The organism is Klebsiella sp. 1SOBk5mer (genome assembly GCF_046603115.1).
In the GTDB taxonomy this organism is placed as follows: domain Bacteria; phylum Pseudomonadota; class Gammaproteobacteria; order Enterobacterales; family Enterobacteriaceae; genus Klebsiella; species Klebsiella quasipneumoniae.
The window spans coordinates 457,584-472,914 of sequence record NZ_JBKIUU010000001.1 but is presented as its reverse complement, the minus strand read 5'-3'; the positions used below and the strand labels follow the sequence as shown (position 1 = coordinate 472,914).

Genomic DNA, 15,331 nt, shown 5'->3' with positions numbered 1-15,331 from the left:
CTCTGTTATTTTTCATTGTAAATCAATAAATTAAATTCTGGCACGAGACCTGCATAGCGCAGCGGGCCTGCGTCCGCATCACCACCAGGCGATACCGCGATCGTTGCCCGTCGGGCCCGGCGCGACAGCGATCCTCTGTTCACTGTTAACAGGTCTGTTACTGATGAAAAAAATCACGAGCGTGTGCCCCTACTGCGGGGCGGGTTGCAAACTTAAACTGGTTGTCGACAACAATAAAATCATTCGCGCGGAAGCCGCCGACGGCGTCACCAACCAGAACCAGCTGTGCCTGAAAGGCTATTACGGCTGGGATTTTCTTAACGACACGCAGCTCCTGACGCCCCGTCTTAAACAACCGATGATCCGCTACCAGAAAGGCGGCGCTTTCACGCCGGTCAGCTGGCAGGAGGCGATTCGCTATACCGCCAGCAAGCTCAGGGAGATCAAAGAGAAGCATGGCCCGCGCGCCATCATGACCACCGGCTCCTCGCGCGGCACCGGCAACGAAACCAACTATGTGATGCAAAAGTTCGCCCGCGCGGTGCTGAACACCAACAACGTCGACTGCTGCGCCCGCGTCTGCCATGGCCCTTCCGTCGCCGGGCTGCAGCAGGCGCTGGGCAACGGGGCGATGAGCAACTCGATAAGCGACATCGAAAACTCGAAATGCCTGTTGGTCTTTGGCTACAACTGCGCCGACTCCCATCCCATCGTCGCCCGCCGGGTGATCAAAGCCCGGGAAAACGGCGCCAAAATCATCGTCTGCGATCCGCGACGCATTGAAACCGCACGCATAGCCGACCGTCATCTGCAGCTTAACAACGGCAGCAACATGGCGCTGGTGAACGCCTTCGGCTATGTATTGCTGGAAGAAGAGCTGTACAACAAAGCCTATGTCGAACGCTATACCGAAGGGCTGGATGCCTACCGCGAGGCGGTGAAAGATTACGCCCCGGAAGCAGTGGAAGGGATTGTCGGGGTCAGCGCGCAGGCGATCCGCGAGGCAATGCGCATGTTTGCCGCCGCCCCTTCCGCCACCATTATGTGGGGCATGGGGGTCACCCAGTTTGGCCAGGCGGTGGATGTGGTGCGCGGCCTGGCAAGCCTGGCGCTGCTCACCGGCAACCTGGGACGGGCGAACGTCGGCGTGGGCCCGGTCCGTGGGCAAAACAATGTACAGGGCGCCTGCGATATGGGCGTGCTGCCGAACCTGTTCCCCGGCTATCAGGAGGTCACCGACCCGGCCGTGCGGGCGAAATTCGCCGCCGCCTGGGGGATCGACCCGGCGCAGATGGATGACCAGGTCGGCACCCGCATCACCGAGGTGCCGCATAAGGCGCTGACGGGCGAGATCAAAGCCTACTACATCATGGGCGAAGATCCGCTGCAGACCGAAGCCGACCTCGGCCTGGTGCGCAAGGGCATCGAGGCGCTGGACTTCGTGGTGGTGCAGGATATCTTCATGACCAAAACGGCGGAGATTGCCGATGTCCTGCTGCCGGCCACCTCATGGGGCGAGCACGGCGGCGTCTTCACCTGCGCCGACCGCGGGTTTCAGCGGTTTGAACAGGCGATCCCGCCGGCGGGGAATGTGAAGCGCGACTGGGAGATCATCAGTCTGCTGGCCAGCGAAATGGGCTATCCGATGCACTATGAGAGCAACCAGCAGATCTGGGACGAGATGCGCGAGCTCTGCCCGCTGTTCTACGGCGTGACCTGGGAGAAAATGGGCGATATGGGCCATGTTCAGTGGCCATGCCCGACCCTTGACCACCCCGGCACGCCGTGGCTGTATAAAGACAACCGCTTCGACACCCCATCAGGTAAAGGGCAGCTGTTCGCCACCGCCTGGCGCGCGCCGGCGGAGCGTCCGGATGATGAATGGCCGCTGGTGCTCTGCACGGTGCGGGAGGTGGGGCACTACTCCTGCCGCTCGATGACCGGCAACTGCGCCGCGCTGCAGTCGCTGGCCGACGAGCCGGGACGGGTGCAGATGAATCCCGTGGATGCGCAACGGCTGGGGATCGCCGACAAACAGCTGGTGTGGGTAAGCTCCCGGCGCGGAAAGATCATCACCCGCGCCGACCTCAGCGATCGCATCAACCCGGGCGCGGTCTATATGACCTATCAGTGGTGGGTGGGCGCCTGTAATGAGCTGACCCAGGATAACCTGGACCCAATCTCCAAAACGCCGGAGACCAAATACTGTGCGGTGAAAGTGGAAGCGATTGCCGACCAGCAGTGGGCGGAGCGCTATGCCTGGACCGCCTACAGCGACATGAAGGCGCGACTGAAAGCCGCCGCCGACGTCTGACCTCAGGGAGCGCGCGCGCTCCCTTCCCTCCTGCCGCTGCCGGCGGGTTACGCCGCCGGCAGCTGTTTCTCCACCAGCGCCACCCACATCGCCACCCCGTGGCTAATCAGCGCGTCGTTAAAGTCATAGCTGGCGTTATGCAACGGCTTCGACGGCGTTTCGCCATCGGTGCCGATCCAGAAATAGGCCCCCGGACAGACCTCCAGCATGCAGGCAAAATCCTCAGAGGCCATCGACGGCGCCTGGTTCCAGCTCACCGCTTCCGCACCGAGGGTGGCGACCGCCACCTCGCGCAGCAGCTGCGCCTGCGGCGCATGGTTTTTGGTCACCGGATACCCGGGAAACCAGCTAATCTCGCCCCGGACATCGGACACCTGCGGCTGGGTGGCCACATAGCTTTCGATAAGCTCCCGCACGCGGGCGCGAACGCGATTGCTCAGGCAGCGGAAGGTGCCGCGCAGCACCACGGTGTCCGGCAGGACGTTGATCGCCTCGCCGCCGTTTATCTGGGTGATGCTGACCACTGCGGAATCCTGTGGCGACAGGCGACGGGAGGGGATGGTCTGCAGCGCCATAATCAGCTGCGCCGCGGCGACGATGGGATCGGCCCCGCTCTCCGGCATCGCCGCATGGCAACTTTTGCCGCGCAGGGTGATCTCGAAGGCGTCGAGGGAAGCCATCATCGCGCCATCGCTGAGCGCCACTTCGCCGAGGGGGATCCCCGGCCAGTTATGCAGCGCGTAAATCGCATCCATCGGGAAGCGTTCGAATAACCCCTCTTCCACCATTTTGCGCGCGCCGCCAAGGTTCTCTTCCGCCGGCTGGAAGACAAAGTGGACGGTACCGCTGAACTGGCGGGTCTGCGCCAGATGAGCCGCGGCCGCCAGCAGCATCGCGGTGTGGCCATCGTGGCCGCAGGCGTGCATTACCCCGGCGCGTCGCGAACGGTAGCTGACGCTCCCCAGCTCGGTGATCGGCAGGGCGTCCATATCGGCGCGCAGGCCGATGACCGGCCCGGGGCCGTTTTCCAGCGTCGCCACGACGCCGGTGCCGGCCAGCCCGCGATGAACCTGCAGGCCAAACGAGACCAGCAGCTCGGCGACGCGGCGCGAGGTCTCCTGCTCCTGATATCCGAGCTCAGGCGCGGCGTGAAACTCACGTCGCCAGCCTGTGGCTTCGGCGATCAGTGACGGCGATACGGCCATGTATTACTCCTTTCCTGCATAGCGTAATGCTGAATAATTGGGTCATGCGCTGCGTTTTTCCCCGTCGCTCACCGGCGCCGGGTCGCTGCCGCTCCCTCCGTTATATCCTGTCGTTAACACGCTGACAACGTCACGAAATGCGGCGGCGGCGCGGCGTACACGCCAGCCGCCGCTGGGCGGACCTTTTTTGGTAGTGATTTCAACGGTGACAACGGCCAGGCGATTAATTATTATGCAACTCAGGACGGCAATTTGCCGAAGGATCCACTACTGACCTCTCCGTCATCGGAAATAAAATGTTTAACCCAGACCAGAATCGTCTTGCCCCCACGCTGGCGATGATCATGGCCGCGTCGCTCGTGGGATTTATCACCGGCTATACGGTGCCGTTAATCAGTCTTGAGCTGGCGCAGCAGCAGGTTGCGCCGCTGTACGTCGGCCTGCTGGCCGCCCTGCCGCCCGCCGGTATGATGATCTCCTCTTTCCTCTCTCCTGCGCTGTGCCGGCGCGTTGAGATGGGCGTACTGCTGAGCGGCAGTCTGATCCTGCTGGCGCTGGCGACCATCGCCTCATGCATGACCACCGATATGACGCTGCTTCTGCTGCCGCGCCTGCTGACCGGCCTGGCCTCCGGGGTCATTATCGTACTGGGCGAAAGCTGGATCACCGGCGGCGCGGCGGGCAGCCAGCGCGCCACCCTCACCGGCATCTACGCCTCGGCCTTTACCGGCTGTCAGCTGGCCGGGCCGCTGCTGATCTCCGTCGGCCCCGCCTGGCAGGCCTCGGCGCTGATGGCGATCGTCGCGGTCACCGCCGTCTGCCTGCTGATGCTGCGCCATCTGCCCACCGGCACCCGAGAAAGCCTTGGGGAGCGCGCCAGCTGGCGCAGCCTCGGCGCCTTCCTGCCGGTACTGGCCTCCGGGGTCTTCTGCTTCGCCTTCTTCGACGCCAGCATCCTCGCCCTGCTGCCGCTGTACGGCATGGACAAGGGGCTTAATGAAGGAATGGCGGTGCTGCTGGTGACCGTGGTGCTTACCGGGGATGCGATGTTCCAGACCCCGCTCGGCTGGCTGGCCGACCGGGTCGGCATTCGCCGCGTGCATCTGGCCTGCGCGGTGGTCTTCAGCCTGTCGCTGCTGGCCCTGCCGCTGATGCTCGGCTCACGCATTCAGCTGATGGCCATTTGTCTGCTGCTGGGCGCCGCGGCGGGGGCGCTGTATACCCTGTCGCTGGTGCGGGCGGGGAAAACCTTTAGCGGACAGAAGCTGATTATGATTAACGCCCTGTTCGGCTTTTTCTGGTCCGCCGGCAGCGTCGCCGGACCGGTAGTCAGCGGCATGCTGATCGGCATCACCGGCTACGATGGCCTGATCGCCACCCTGGTGGCCAGCGGCGGGCTGTTCCTGCTGATCCAGTGTCTGTGTAAAAACGAGAAAACCCTGCTCGCCAGCGAGCAGGAAGAGGACATGGACGAAGCGACGGAGTCCGCGCAGTAGTCCTGACGGCTGGCCTGGCGCCAGCCTTTTTTATGGCCCTTACCGGAGGGTATCCTGTTTTTGCTGGCTCACTGCTGTTAACCATTGCCGGCCCCCCTGCCAGGAGGAAATCATATGGAAAGTAATACGTTACATCGTGGCAGATTGATCGATCATATTCTGCTGGTTGTCGAAGACTTTGAGGCAAGCAAAAACTTCTATACCGCCGTACTGTCGGCGCTGGAGATCCCGGCGATCGCCACCGCCAATGAATACTTGCTGGCCGACGAACTGGTGGTGGCCTCACGCCACAGCCCGGAGGCCGCCGGGAAACTGACAGGGCGCCACCATCTGGCGTTCCAGGCCAGAGATCGCGACATGGTGGACGCTTTTTATCATGCGGCGCTGACCCATGGCGGCCGCGATAACGGCGCGCCTGGCGAACGACACTATCATTCTGGTTACTATGCCGCTTTTGTGCTGGATCCGCAGGGGAATAATATTGAGGCGGTGTACCATGGCGAGGCTGAGCGCAGCGCCGGGTCTGTTGCCATCCGCTTCAGGCAGTAAGCAGGCGAAAGTCACCTTTTTGCCCGCAACAGGAGGACACTATGTTTTCATACATTATGCTGGGAACGAACGATCTACCACGCGCCATCGAGTTCTATGACCCGTTAATGGCATTGCTGGGGCACGCCAAAGCCGGCCGTAACGAACAAGGCGCCTCATGGGGCACCTTCAACGGCAACCAGACCTGCGGGCTGTGCGTGGGCGTCCCCTTTGATCAGCAGCCTGCCGGGGTGGGCAATGGAACGATGGTGGCGCTTAACGCCCGCTCCGTCGAACATATTGCGGAACTGCATGCCCTCGCCCTGCAACTCGGCGGGCGTGACGAAGGCGCGCCCGGTCACCGACCGCAGTATGGCGACGGCTTTCACAGCGCCTACGTCCGCGATCCCGACGGCAATAAGCTGGCGTTTGTTTATTATGCTTCGGCAGCTTGAACGTTGAGATCTGAGGAGCTTGCGGGCTGCTGGCAGGAGAGGAAATTTGACAATCTCACTTCCTACCAGTAGGTTGTCCCGGCTGAATAGAACCCGCTGTAGATAGCGCACTTTTTCACCGCAATGATTGCTGGAGCGTGAAATGATCGAACGTTCGCCGAAAGCGCGAGAAATTATGGCAAATACGAGACAGCTGCTCACCGTCGGAGGGTATAAAAGTTTTAGCTATGCCGATCTTGCTGAGCGCGTGGGAATTCGTAAAGCCAGTATCCATCATCATTTTCCCAGCAAAGAAGATTTAGTTCATGCTGTTGTACAGGAGTACCGTGCAGAAGCCCGGGCGGGCATGGAGGCCATGGATCAGCAAATACACGATCCACTGATCAAAGTGAAAAGGTACGCCGATTTCTGGTCAGCCTGTATCAAGGATGGTACTTCGTCATTTTGCATCTGTGTAATGCTTGCCGTTGAGCTTCCGACATTACCTGCCGATATTGCCGCTGAGGTCACTGGCCATTTCAGCGATCTCACTGACTGGCTGGCATCGTTACTTAGGGCGGGTGAAACCCAGGGCGTTTTCAAACTTAATGAAACGGCGGAAGTAGAAGCCAGAGCCCTGATGGCTGGTATACATGGTGCCATGCTGGCAGCGCGGGCATTCAATAATCCGCTGGTGTTTGATCAGATTGCCTGGCCTCTGATAAACAAAATCATAAAAGTCGCCTGACGATTGCCCGGTGACTTACCGGGCAACACTTGTTGCAAAACGGTCCCTTACCTCTCACACCTCGATACCGCTTTGATGACCTCACCTGGATTGCATCAAAACATGTTGATCTTTTACCTACCTACTAGTAGGTTTACTAACAGGAAGAAGCTCACGCCGATGCTTCGCTTGTCCAACATGCCAGCTTGAGAGGGTTAAAATGACCGACAGTATTCATCAGGGGAATCAGCAGAGCTGGCTCAGACAGTATTATTTTTCCCGCACCATCTTCTCGATTTTATGGGCTGTTTCCACATTTATCGCTGCCCGGCATTCTTATTTTTGGGTCTCATTTTTGTTAATTCTTTATCCCGCCTGGGATGCGATAGCGAATTACATTGATGCGATTAGAAACGGTGGATTCGGCCGTAACCGGATGCAGACGGTCAATATTATCGTAAGCGCCGTCACAACGCTGGCGGTGATATTGGCTATCAATAGCAGCATAAATGTTGTGATTCGGATATTCGGTTGCTGGGCAATATTATCAGGCCTACTACAGTTGGGCGCAGCGGTTCAGCGCTGGAAAAACTATCGTGCGCAATGGAGCATGATATTAAGTGGCGCCCAGTCTACGTTAGCAGGTGCTTTTTTTCTTTTTCAGTCCCGAACAATAGAACCACCGTCTGTAGACAACATTGTTGGTTATGCGGCCTTTGGGGCTTTCTATTTTTGTATTTCAACCGTGTCGCTAACCGTTCGACAAAAAAGAGAAGCACAACAACCAGGCTGAATGCACTTCTCGTTTAGCAAAAATCGTGGACAGAATGAGTTAACACTATGAATATCAAAGTACAGGTAAACAAACAGACAGTAGTGCGTCTGGCGCTGGTCGGCATTATTCCACTGTTCCTTATTTTATTATTCCTGTGGGCTGGTGGATGGCTTACGCCTGAAAGGCTGACGTCGGATAAGCTTGTCACGGTATTACAACAGTCGGGTGGCGTTCATCAAGGCTATCGGCGGAATCATGCTAAAGGCATGTGCGTGCTGGGGAGTTTTATCTCAAACGGGAATGCCAGCACGCTATCGCGCGCCTTACTATTCAGCAAAGGCGAAACCGCGGTAACAGGACGCTTGGCTATTGCAGGAGGTAATCCGGCAGCTCCGGATTATACCGTGCCTGTCAGGAGTATGGCGCTGTCCTTTACACAGGCCAATGGTGAACAGTGGCGAACCGGGATGAACGCCATGCCATTTTTCCCCGTCAGTTCCGTCGAAAGTTTCTATGAGCTTCAAACCGCGACGCTGCCAGACGCCAAAACCGGCAAGCCGAATCCGGAAAAAGTAAATGCTTTTGTCATGAGCCATCCGGAAATCAAGCCTTTTTTTGCCTGGGCAAAGCAATACATCCCCTCTTCAAGCTGGGCCAGCGATCGCTTTAACAGCCTGAATGCTTTTCGCCTGATCGATCAGACTGGCAATGAACATCTGGTACGCTGGAGTATGGTGCCGCACACCAGGTTTGTCCCCATAAGCGATATCGATAAACAGAACAAAGATTTTCTGCAACAGGATCTTCAGCAACGTCTGGAACAGGGCGCGCTGGAGTGGGATTTAGTTTTCACGCTGGCTCAGGCGGATGACAAAGGTAACGATTCCACCAAAGCCTGGCCCGCAGACCGGAAAACGATTAATGCCGGAACGTTAGTCTTAAACAAGGCCATCCCTCAACAGCAAGGACCCTGTAATGACATTAACTACGATCCCTTGATCTTGCCTGATGGCATTGCCGCGTCTGATGACCCGATACTTAACGCACGCTCATCGGCTTATGCCAAATCTTACAATCTGCGTACGCATGAACAGGCACAACAAGCAGGAGAGCATTTATGAAACAGGTTGCTTACTTTCATCCGGCTCTGCGCGTCCTTCACTGGCTGATGGCCGCTGCGATCCTCAGTATGTTATTTATCGGCGTGGCGATGGTCTCGACCGTATCCTCCTTGCACAGCCTGTTGGTGTCGATCCACAAGCCTCTGGGGGTGATGATATTGCTCCTGGTTATCGTTCGCTTGTGGGTGCGATTAACCACGCCTACTCCCTCTTTGCCCGCCACCATCCCTGCCTGGCAGCGTGGCATTGCCCACCTTTCGCACTGGGTACTCTATCTGATGATGTTGGTCCAACCGTTAATAGGTTGGGCCATGCTTTCAGCTGCAGGATATCCCGTCACCCTTGGTTACGGGATCGTCCTGCCCCCCATCCTGGGAGTCAATAATGACTGGTATGCGGAACTACGGCCTCTTCACACCTGGGTGGCTCTGGCATTATTCGCGACAGTGATGCTTCACCTGGCGGCTGCGTTGCTACATGCTTTCGTGCTACGTGACGGCGTGTTCAACAGCATGACTGGCATCCGTAAACCGTAAGCTCACGTTGCGGCCGTCCCGGGATCCGCAAGCAACACATCGGCAATATCCAGCATGACACGCAGGCGGTCCATATGCCGGAGGTCAGAGTGATAACCCACCCATATATTTTTGGATGGCGGTGGCTCTGGCATGCTGATGGGTTGCAAACCGGTGATGGCATCGCCAAGCGGCCGCGGCAGCACGGCAATCCCCATCCCCCGCTGGCACATCTGCGCCTGTACGGCCCGGCTGGTACTGGTAAACACACGCCGTGACTGAGGGAACCTGTCGAGCAGCCAGGCGACGTCAGAGAAATGGGATTGCGCCGTATTCATCAGAATAAGCCCCACTGCAGCCGGGTCGTGTTGCGCGATCCCGGCCATATCCGGCGTTCCATACAGCGCATAGGGAATGGTCATCAGGCGGCGCTGGACAATATCCGGTTCGGTAAAGGGCACGATGCGAAACGCGATGTCGGCATCACGGCGCGACAGATTAAGCAAACGGTAACTCGCGATTATCTCCGGTACAATCGCTGGATGGCGGCGCGTCAACTCGCTCAGAACCGGCGCCAGAACATAGTTAGCAAACCACTCAGCGCAAGATATCCGCAGTATCCCTTCGAGACGTTCGTGATTCCCTGCCAGGCGTCGCTCCATCGCCAGTGCGGAGTTTTCGACCGCCTCTGCCAGCTTCAACACTCTGTCACCAGCATCCGTCAGCACCAGCCCTTCCTTTGTCCGGCGAAACAGTGCCTGCTGCGCCTCAGCCTCAAGCGCCTTTATTCGCCGACCCACCGTCGGATGGCTTACGCCAAGGCTACGGGCCGCCTCTCCGAAAGACCCCTTACGCATGACAGCAAGAAACACCCGGACGTCGCCCCATTCCATGCCATTGCCTCGCCGTTCAAAAATGAACATCGAATATACAAAATCGTCAGTTCTAAAACAACTTTGTCGATATCACTATAGCCTCCTCAGCCATACCGCTCAGGGCGACAATTCCAGGAGGCTTAGATATGAACAAATTAAAAGACAAAGTGGCCATTGTGACCGGTGGATCCAGTGGGATCGGAGCAGGTATTGCCCGTCAGCTGGCGGCTGACGGCGCGAGGGTCATCGTCAACTACGCGTCAAACAGAAGCAGTGCAGATAAGGTTGTTGCAGATATTGAAGCTGCCGGAGGACGGGCCGTGGCGGTAGCGGCAGATGTCACCAATCCATCCGAGGTCGAGGCGCTGGTTAACTCAGCCATTGGCAACTTCGGGCGCCTCGACATTGTAGTGAACAACGCCGGTATCTATCAGTTCGCCAGGATTGAAAATAGTACGGAAGCACTCTATCGCAGGCAGTTTGACATCAATGTTCTCGGCCCGCTGCTGTTGGTTGGCGCCGCCACCCCGCATCTGGGTAAGGGCAGCAGCATAATCAACATCAGTTCGTTCGTCACTCGCGTCGCTATCCCCGAGAGCGCCATCTACAGCGGCACCAAAGGCGCAATTGACGCCATCACCAGTGTACTCTCACGAGAACTCGGCCCACGAGGAATCCGCGTCAACGCGGTCAACCCAGGACTTATCGAAACGGAAGGTAGCCATATTTCGGGCGCAATGAACTCGGATTTTCAGATATGGAATGAAAAGCAGACGCCGCTTGGACGCATCGGCCAGGTGCAGGATGTTGCTCCAATTGTCGCATTTCTTGCATCAGACGACGCGGGGTGGGTCACCGGCGAGGTGATTCTGGCCTCTGGCGGCATGCGCTGACCCCACCCTCACGACAGCCGTTTCTTACCGAGGACGGCGGCCATTCACTATGGAGTGTACAATGTCGACACCTACCATCATGCAAGCCGAGCCGCGTCGCTGGGCAATGTTTGTCATCCTGCTGGTCGGCGCGTTTTTGCCGCCGCTCGATTTTTTTATAGTCAATGTTGCGCTGCCTGCCATTCAGGGTGAGCTGGGTGCCTCATCCTCCGCTGAACAACTGGTCATTTCATCCTATGCTGCCGTGTACGCGGTCACATTAATTACCGGCGGCCGCCTGGGTGATATATATGGTCGTGGAAAGATGTTCTTTCTTGGGCTGGTCGGTTTTGCTGCCGCATCGCTGCTGTGCGGTTTAGCCTGGTCACCATGGGTACTGATTACCGGACGGGTGTTACAGGGAGCCACGGCCGCGATTATGGCACCCCAGGCGCTGGCTTCCGTACAGGCTATTTTCCCGGAGGCGGAAAAACCGCTAGCACTGAGTATCTATGGCGCAGTATTTGGTCTGGCGTCGGTTATCGGGCAGGTGTTGGGCGGCATTCTCATTTCAGTGAACCTGTTTCACCTGGGATGGCGAGCTATTTTTCTCGTTAACCTGCCGGTGGCGCTGCTGGTCATTCTCTGTGGCCTGCCGCTGGTAAAAGAGACACGGGCGCAATCTGCTCAGAAACTCGACCCGGTCGGTATGCTGCTGGCAACCGGCATGCTGAGCACGCTGATTGTGCCACTGATTGAAGGCCGTGAGGCGGGATGGCCCTGGTGGACATGGCTGTCATTTTTGGCCTTCCCGTTACTGGTGTCATTGTTATGGCGTTATGAACGTCGCCTTAGCCAGCATGGCGGTTCTCCGCTGCTTGATCCGACGGTGTTACGTGCCCCAGGCCTGGGCCAGGGACTGGCGATCGTTTTGCTGTTTTATTCCATCGGCGCCTTTTTTCTGTTGTTTTCTGTCTATCTCCAGGACGCGCTACATTTAAACGCCCTGAACGCGGGCCTGATTTTTCTGCCTTTTGGCGTCGGCTTTCTTATCGGTCCGTTGCTGACCCCTTTCCTGAGACGTTTTGCCGGAAATTATCTGAGTGCAATAGGGATGGGATGCGAGACTTCCGGGCTAGCAGGCCTTGCAGGGTTGATTGCCAACACAATGACAGGCACGTCTCCGCCCATGCTGCCTCTCGCGCTACTGCTCTTTGTCACCGGACTTGGCCAGGGACTGGCGATGCCTACGCTGGTGCGGATGGTGACAGGCCGCGTTGCGCCAGAGTTTTCAGGGATGATTGCTGGCGTGACCAGCTCGACGCTCCAGATCAGCACGGCGCTAAGCGTCGCCATCATCGGCGGCATTTTTTACAGCATGTTGGAAAACGGGAGAAGTGGCGCAAACATCACGCATGCCTTTATCGTCGCCCTGCTAACGATGGCGGTATGTCTCGCCATGGGCGCCGGGCTAAGTATCCGGCTTATCAGACGCTCCACCGGTTTATTTTCAACTGCGGCCCGTCTTCCTGGCAGCAAAAGCAACGGGCAGGTGGCTGATTGAATGCGCGATGCTCAAACAGCCTCCCTGACCGCAGAGATAGTTTAAGCTTGTTTAACCGTATTTTTGGACATCACCGCTTCGAGCACGCTGTCATTTTTAAATCATCCATTTGAGAAAAATCATGAAAAAGTCGATAGTTCCTGAAGAGTTTCAACATTACTTTAATGACTGGCACTTCTCCCCCATCATCGAATCAGATGGCACAGTGTACCTTTCAGGCGTTACCGCCGCGCGTAAAGACAAACCGATTAGTCAGCATCCTGAAGAACAATTTCATGATGCTTTTTATAAGCTGGGGGTTTATTTAGAAGCTGCCGGATTAACTTATGAAAACATACTTGAAATGACGACTTTTCATATTGACCTAAAAAAACATATAGACCTTTTTTCTAAGGTAAAAGATAGGTATATAAAAGCGCCATACCCGGCATGGACCGCCATCGGTGTATCAGAGTTCATTCCAGAAAATGCCCTTGTGGAAATGCGGATTGTGGCAAAAATGGAAGCTCTGTAACCCGATAATGGTGATGCATTTCTGATCAGAGCTCAGCGGGCTGGCCTGGCGCCAGCCCGCCCGGTTTACAGCACCTTGCTGAGGAACGCGGCGGTGCGCGGATTGGTCGGCGCGCTAAAGATCTGCCCCGGCTTGCCCTCTTCCTGAATCACGCCCTGGTCGATGAAGATCACCCGGTCGGCCACTTCGCGGGCAAAGCCCATTTCGTGGGTCACGATCACCATGGTCATCCCCTCGCTGGCGAGGTTTTTCATCACCTCCAGCACGTCGCCCACCAGCTCCGGATCCAGCGCCGAGGTGGGCTCATCGAACAGCATAATCGACGGCTTCATCGCCAGCGCGCGGGCAATCGCGACGCGCTGCTGCTGGCCGCCGGACAGACTCGAGGGCCAGGCGTCGCGCTTATCGCTTAAGCCCACCTTCGCCAGCAAGGCTTCCGCCAGGTCGACCGCCTGCTGGCGCGGCATATTGCGCAGATTCATCGGCGCCATAATCAGGTTTTCCAGCACCGTCATGTGCGGGAACAGGTTAAAGCGCTGGAACACCATGCCGACGCTTTCGCGCATCTTGTTGAGGTCGGTAGTGCGGTCGTGGGCGGCAAAGCCGTTGACCACCACCTCGCCTTCGCTGACCGTCTCGAGGGCGTTCATACAGCGCAGAAAGGTACTTTTCCCCGATCCGGAGGGGCCGATGATGCACACCACTTCCTGCGGTTTAATGTCGCAGCTGATGCCGCGCAGCACGTGGCTGTCGCCGAAGCGCTTATGTAAGTTATTAATGTGAATCACTTTTGCCAAACCTCTTTTCCAGACGGTTAACCAGCTGCGCCAGCAGGAAGGTGATCACCCAGTAGACCAGGGAGATGGTCAGGTAGGGTTCCCAGTAGGTGGCGTAGGCGCCGGAGACGGTGCGCGCGGCGTAGGCCAGATCGGCCAGGCCTATCGCCGAGGCCAGCGACGAGTCTTTGACTATGGCGATGGCGTTGTTGCCCAGCGGCGGCAGAATGCGACGAAACGCCTGGGGCAGGATCACCTTGCGCATGGTTTTCCACCACGGCATGCCCAGCGCGCGGGAGGCCTCCATCTGCCCTTTGTCGATCGACTGGATGCCGGCGCGGAAAATCTCCGACACATAGGCGCCAGCGTTAAGGGTGATCGCCACAATGCAGGAGAGGAACGCCCCGTAGCTGGCGCGCAGCTCGCGGGCAAAGTCGGCGCTCATCAGGCCGCTGGTCACCAGCAGGCCGTCGCGCGGGTTAATAAACAGCGGCACCAGCGCAAAGTGCACCACCATGATCTGCACGAACAGCGGCGTACCGCGGAAGGCGCTAACGTAAAAGCGCACCGGAAACTGCACCAGGTAGCGGAGAATATATTTCCATGGCCCGTGCTCGGCCTTCGCCATCCGTCCGAGACCGAGGGTTAACCCCCACAGCGTCCCGAGGATCACGCAGATAATGGTACATTTAATCGTCATCAGGGCGCCGTCCACAAACAGCGGGCCGTACTCCTCGATGATCTCCCAACGGAATCCCGTCATAGTCCTTCCCTAAAAAATACGGCTATCGCCTGGGCGATAGCCGTGGTCACTGAAAAAGGTGGGTTATTGCGCTGGCAGCGTCGGCACGTTGTCGTCGAACCAGTTTTTATAGATTTTGGCGTAAGTTCCGTCGGCAACAATCTTCTGCAGACCGGCGTTGATTTTACCCAGCAGTTCGCTGTTGCCTTTCGCCACTGCGATGCCGAAATACTGGCGTTCAAATTTGGCATCCGGCACCAGCTTGAACTGCTTCTCCGGGTGCTGCTTGATGTAGTACTTCACCACCCCGACGTCACCCACCGCGGCGCTGACGCCGTCCTCGAACAGCTCCTGGAGCATCAGCGGGGTATTGTCGAAGCGCTTGATCGCCGTGCTGTTTTTGCCCAGTACCTCAGAGACCACGATATCGCCGGTGCTGGAGTTCACCACCCCGACCTTCTCGTTTTTCAGGGCCGCGAGGGAATCGACCTGCGAATCCTGGGCGACGACGATAGACTGCTCGGCCGGGAAGTACGGCGCGGAGAAATCGACCATCTGTTTGCGTTTATCGGTGATGGTGATCCCGGAGATGATGATGTCGCGGTCGCCGGTGTTCAGCGTAGCGAAGATGCCTTCCCATGGGGTATTGACCAGTTTGACGTCAAAGCCTTCGGCTTTGGCGATGGCTTTGATGATGTCGATATCAAAACCTTCCAGCTGTTTCTGGCTGTTTTCAAATTCAAATGGCCGGTAGGTGCCGCCGGAGCCGACGGTGTAGGTTTCCGCAGCCGCCTGTCCGGCAGCCGTCAGCGCGGCCATCATGAAACACGCTTTGAGCAAATTCTTAACCATGAGATATCCTTTTTATGCATT

At 57.6% G+C, this 15,331-nt stretch carries 16 protein-coding genes; 11 read left to right on the top strand and 5 right to left on the bottom strand.

Features of this window, described 5'->3' with window-relative positions:
* Positions 1-163 precede the first annotated feature (163 nt).
* Positions 164-2,314, top strand: a complete 2,151-nt coding sequence (gene fdhF / locus ACLH1U_RS02310; protein WP_072420010.1) for a formate dehydrogenase subunit alpha — start codon at positions 164-166, stop codon at positions 2,312-2,314.
* A gap of 47 nt (positions 2,315-2,361) precedes the next feature.
* On the opposite strand, the gene ACLH1U_RS02305 is transcribed toward fdhF, so the two are convergent.
* On the bottom strand, positions 2,362-3,519 hold the full coding sequence (locus ACLH1U_RS02305; protein WP_374014620.1) for a M20 aminoacylase family protein: 1,158 nt from the start codon (positions 3,517-3,519) through the stop codon (positions 2,362-2,364).
* Between the two features lie 296 nt (positions 3,520-3,815).
* Here ACLH1U_RS02305 and ACLH1U_RS02300 point away from each other — a divergent pair, with 296 nt between their 5' ends.
* From ACLH1U_RS02300 to ACLH1U_RS02270, 7 genes are all read left to right on the top strand, one after another.
* Positions 3,816-5,015, top strand: a complete 1,200-nt coding sequence (locus ACLH1U_RS02300) for an MFS transporter (protein WP_044523748.1) — start codon at positions 3,816-3,818, stop codon at positions 5,013-5,015.
* Positions 5,016-5,129: 114 nt separating this feature from the next.
* Entirely contained in the window at positions 5,130-5,564 is a 435-nt protein-coding gene (locus ACLH1U_RS02295) for a VOC family protein (protein WP_032453197.1), read from the top strand.
* 41 nt (positions 5,565-5,605) lie between these two features.
* Positions 5,606-5,998 carry a VOC family protein gene (locus ACLH1U_RS02290; RefSeq protein WP_032453198.1) on the top strand — a complete coding sequence of 131 codons (393 nt, stop codon included), beginning with the start codon at positions 5,606-5,608 and terminating at the stop codon, positions 5,996-5,998.
* A 142-nt stretch (positions 5,999-6,140) separates the two neighbouring features.
* Complete coding sequence (locus ACLH1U_RS02285) at positions 6,141-6,725, top strand: TetR/AcrR family transcriptional regulator (RefSeq protein ID WP_023290039.1); 585 nt, start codon at positions 6,141-6,143, stop codon at positions 6,723-6,725.
* A 199-nt stretch (positions 6,726-6,924) separates the two neighbouring features.
* Complete coding sequence (locus ACLH1U_RS02280) at positions 6,925-7,497, top strand: DUF308 domain-containing protein (RefSeq protein ID WP_023290040.1); 573 nt, start codon at positions 6,925-6,927, stop codon at positions 7,495-7,497.
* 47 nt (positions 7,498-7,544) lie between these two features.
* The gene (locus ACLH1U_RS02275) at positions 7,545-8,600 is read left to right on the top strand and encodes a catalase family peroxidase (RefSeq protein WP_048335936.1); all 1,056 of its coding nucleotides are present in this window, start codon (positions 7,545-7,547) and stop codon (positions 8,598-8,600) included.
* Positions 8,597-9,136, top strand: a complete 540-nt coding sequence (locus ACLH1U_RS02270) for a cytochrome b (RefSeq protein WP_102003282.1) — start codon at positions 8,597-8,599, stop codon at positions 9,134-9,136. The genes ACLH1U_RS02275 and ACLH1U_RS02270 overlap by 4 nt, the downstream gene beginning before the upstream one ends.
* Before the next feature lie 2 nt (positions 9,137-9,138).
* On the opposite strand, the gene ACLH1U_RS02265 is transcribed toward ACLH1U_RS02270, so the two are convergent.
* A complete protein-coding gene (locus ACLH1U_RS02265; RefSeq protein ID WP_008804510.1) occupies positions 9,139-10,008 on the bottom strand; it encodes a LysR family transcriptional regulator in 870 nt (289 codons plus the stop codon).
* 128 nt (positions 10,009-10,136) lie between these two features.
* Here ACLH1U_RS02265 and ACLH1U_RS02260 point away from each other — a divergent pair, with 128 nt between their 5' ends.
* From ACLH1U_RS02260 to ACLH1U_RS02250, 3 genes are all read left to right on the top strand, one after another.
* Complete coding sequence (locus tag ACLH1U_RS02260; protein WP_023290043.1) at positions 10,137-10,883, top strand: glucose 1-dehydrogenase; 747 nt, start codon at positions 10,137-10,139, stop codon at positions 10,881-10,883.
* Positions 10,884-10,944: 61 nt separating this feature from the next.
* Positions 10,945-12,426, top strand: a complete 1,482-nt coding sequence (locus tag ACLH1U_RS02255) for an MFS transporter (protein WP_411299018.1) — start codon at positions 10,945-10,947, stop codon at positions 12,424-12,426.
* 121 nt (positions 12,427-12,547) lie between these two features.
* Entirely contained in the window at positions 12,548-12,940 is a 393-nt protein-coding gene (locus ACLH1U_RS02250; protein ID WP_023290045.1) for a RidA family protein, read from the top strand.
* A gap of 65 nt (positions 12,941-13,005) precedes the next feature.
* Here ACLH1U_RS02250 and ACLH1U_RS02245 read toward each other — a convergent pair whose 3' ends face one another.
* The 3 genes from ACLH1U_RS02245 to ACLH1U_RS02235 all read right to left on the bottom strand — a co-directional run bounded on the left by ACLH1U_RS02245 (position 13,006) and on the right by ACLH1U_RS02235 (position 15,310).
* A complete protein-coding gene (locus ACLH1U_RS02245) occupies positions 13,006-13,728 on the bottom strand; it encodes an amino acid ABC transporter ATP-binding protein (RefSeq protein ID WP_004189541.1) in 723 nt (240 codons plus the stop codon).
* Positions 13,715-14,479: an amino acid ABC transporter permease gene (locus ACLH1U_RS02240; RefSeq protein WP_004151161.1), complete on the bottom strand. Its 765-nt coding sequence runs from the start codon at positions 14,477-14,479 to the stop codon at positions 13,715-13,717. Before ACLH1U_RS02240 ends, ACLH1U_RS02245 begins: the two co-directional genes overlap by 14 nt.
* 63 nt (positions 14,480-14,542) lie before the next feature.
* A complete protein-coding gene (locus tag ACLH1U_RS02235; protein WP_072420006.1) occupies positions 14,543-15,310 on the bottom strand; it encodes a basic amino acid ABC transporter substrate-binding protein in 768 nt (255 codons plus the stop codon).
* Positions 15,311-15,331: the final 21 nt, after the last annotated feature.

What these genes read in the sequence shown, in the direction of transcription:
- fdhF (WP_072420010.1), top strand. Translation starts at nt 164, where the DNA reads ATGAAAAAAATCACGAGCGTGTGCCCCTACTGCGGGGCGGGTTGCAAA.
- ACLH1U_RS02305 (WP_374014620.1), bottom strand. Translation starts at nt 3,519, where the DNA reads ATGGCCGTATCGCCGTCACTGATCGCCGAAGCCACAGGCTGGCGACGT.
- ACLH1U_RS02300 (WP_044523748.1), top strand. Translation starts at nt 3,816, where the DNA reads ATGTTTAACCCAGACCAGAATCGTCTTGCCCCCACGCTGGCGATGATC.
- ACLH1U_RS02295 (WP_032453197.1), top strand. Translation starts at nt 5,130, where the DNA reads ATGGAAAGTAATACGTTACATCGTGGCAGATTGATCGATCATATTCTG.
- ACLH1U_RS02290 (WP_032453198.1), top strand. Translation starts at nt 5,606, where the DNA reads ATGTTTTCATACATTATGCTGGGAACGAACGATCTACCACGCGCCATC.
- ACLH1U_RS02285 (WP_023290039.1), top strand. Translation starts at nt 6,141, where the DNA reads ATGATCGAACGTTCGCCGAAAGCGCGAGAAATTATGGCAAATACGAGA.
- ACLH1U_RS02280 (WP_023290040.1), top strand. Translation starts at nt 6,925, where the DNA reads ATGACCGACAGTATTCATCAGGGGAATCAGCAGAGCTGGCTCAGACAG.
- ACLH1U_RS02275 (WP_048335936.1), top strand. Translation starts at nt 7,545, where the DNA reads ATGAATATCAAAGTACAGGTAAACAAACAGACAGTAGTGCGTCTGGCG.
- ACLH1U_RS02270 (WP_102003282.1), top strand. Translation starts at nt 8,597, where the DNA reads ATGAAACAGGTTGCTTACTTTCATCCGGCTCTGCGCGTCCTTCACTGG.
- ACLH1U_RS02265 (WP_008804510.1), bottom strand. Translation starts at nt 10,008, where the DNA reads ATGGAATGGGGCGACGTCCGGGTGTTTCTTGCTGTCATGCGTAAGGGG.
- ACLH1U_RS02260 (WP_023290043.1), top strand. Translation starts at nt 10,137, where the DNA reads ATGAACAAATTAAAAGACAAAGTGGCCATTGTGACCGGTGGATCCAGT.
- ACLH1U_RS02255 (WP_411299018.1), top strand. Translation starts at nt 10,945, where the DNA reads ATGTCGACACCTACCATCATGCAAGCCGAGCCGCGTCGCTGGGCAATG.
- ACLH1U_RS02250 (WP_023290045.1), top strand. Translation starts at nt 12,548, where the DNA reads ATGAAAAAGTCGATAGTTCCTGAAGAGTTTCAACATTACTTTAATGAC.
- ACLH1U_RS02240 (WP_004151161.1), bottom strand. Translation starts at nt 14,479, where the DNA reads ATGACGGGATTCCGTTGGGAGATCATCGAGGAGTACGGCCCGCTGTTT.
- ACLH1U_RS02235 (WP_072420006.1), bottom strand. Translation starts at nt 15,310, where the DNA reads ATGGTTAAGAATTTGCTCAAAGCGTGTTTCATGATGGCCGCGCTGACG.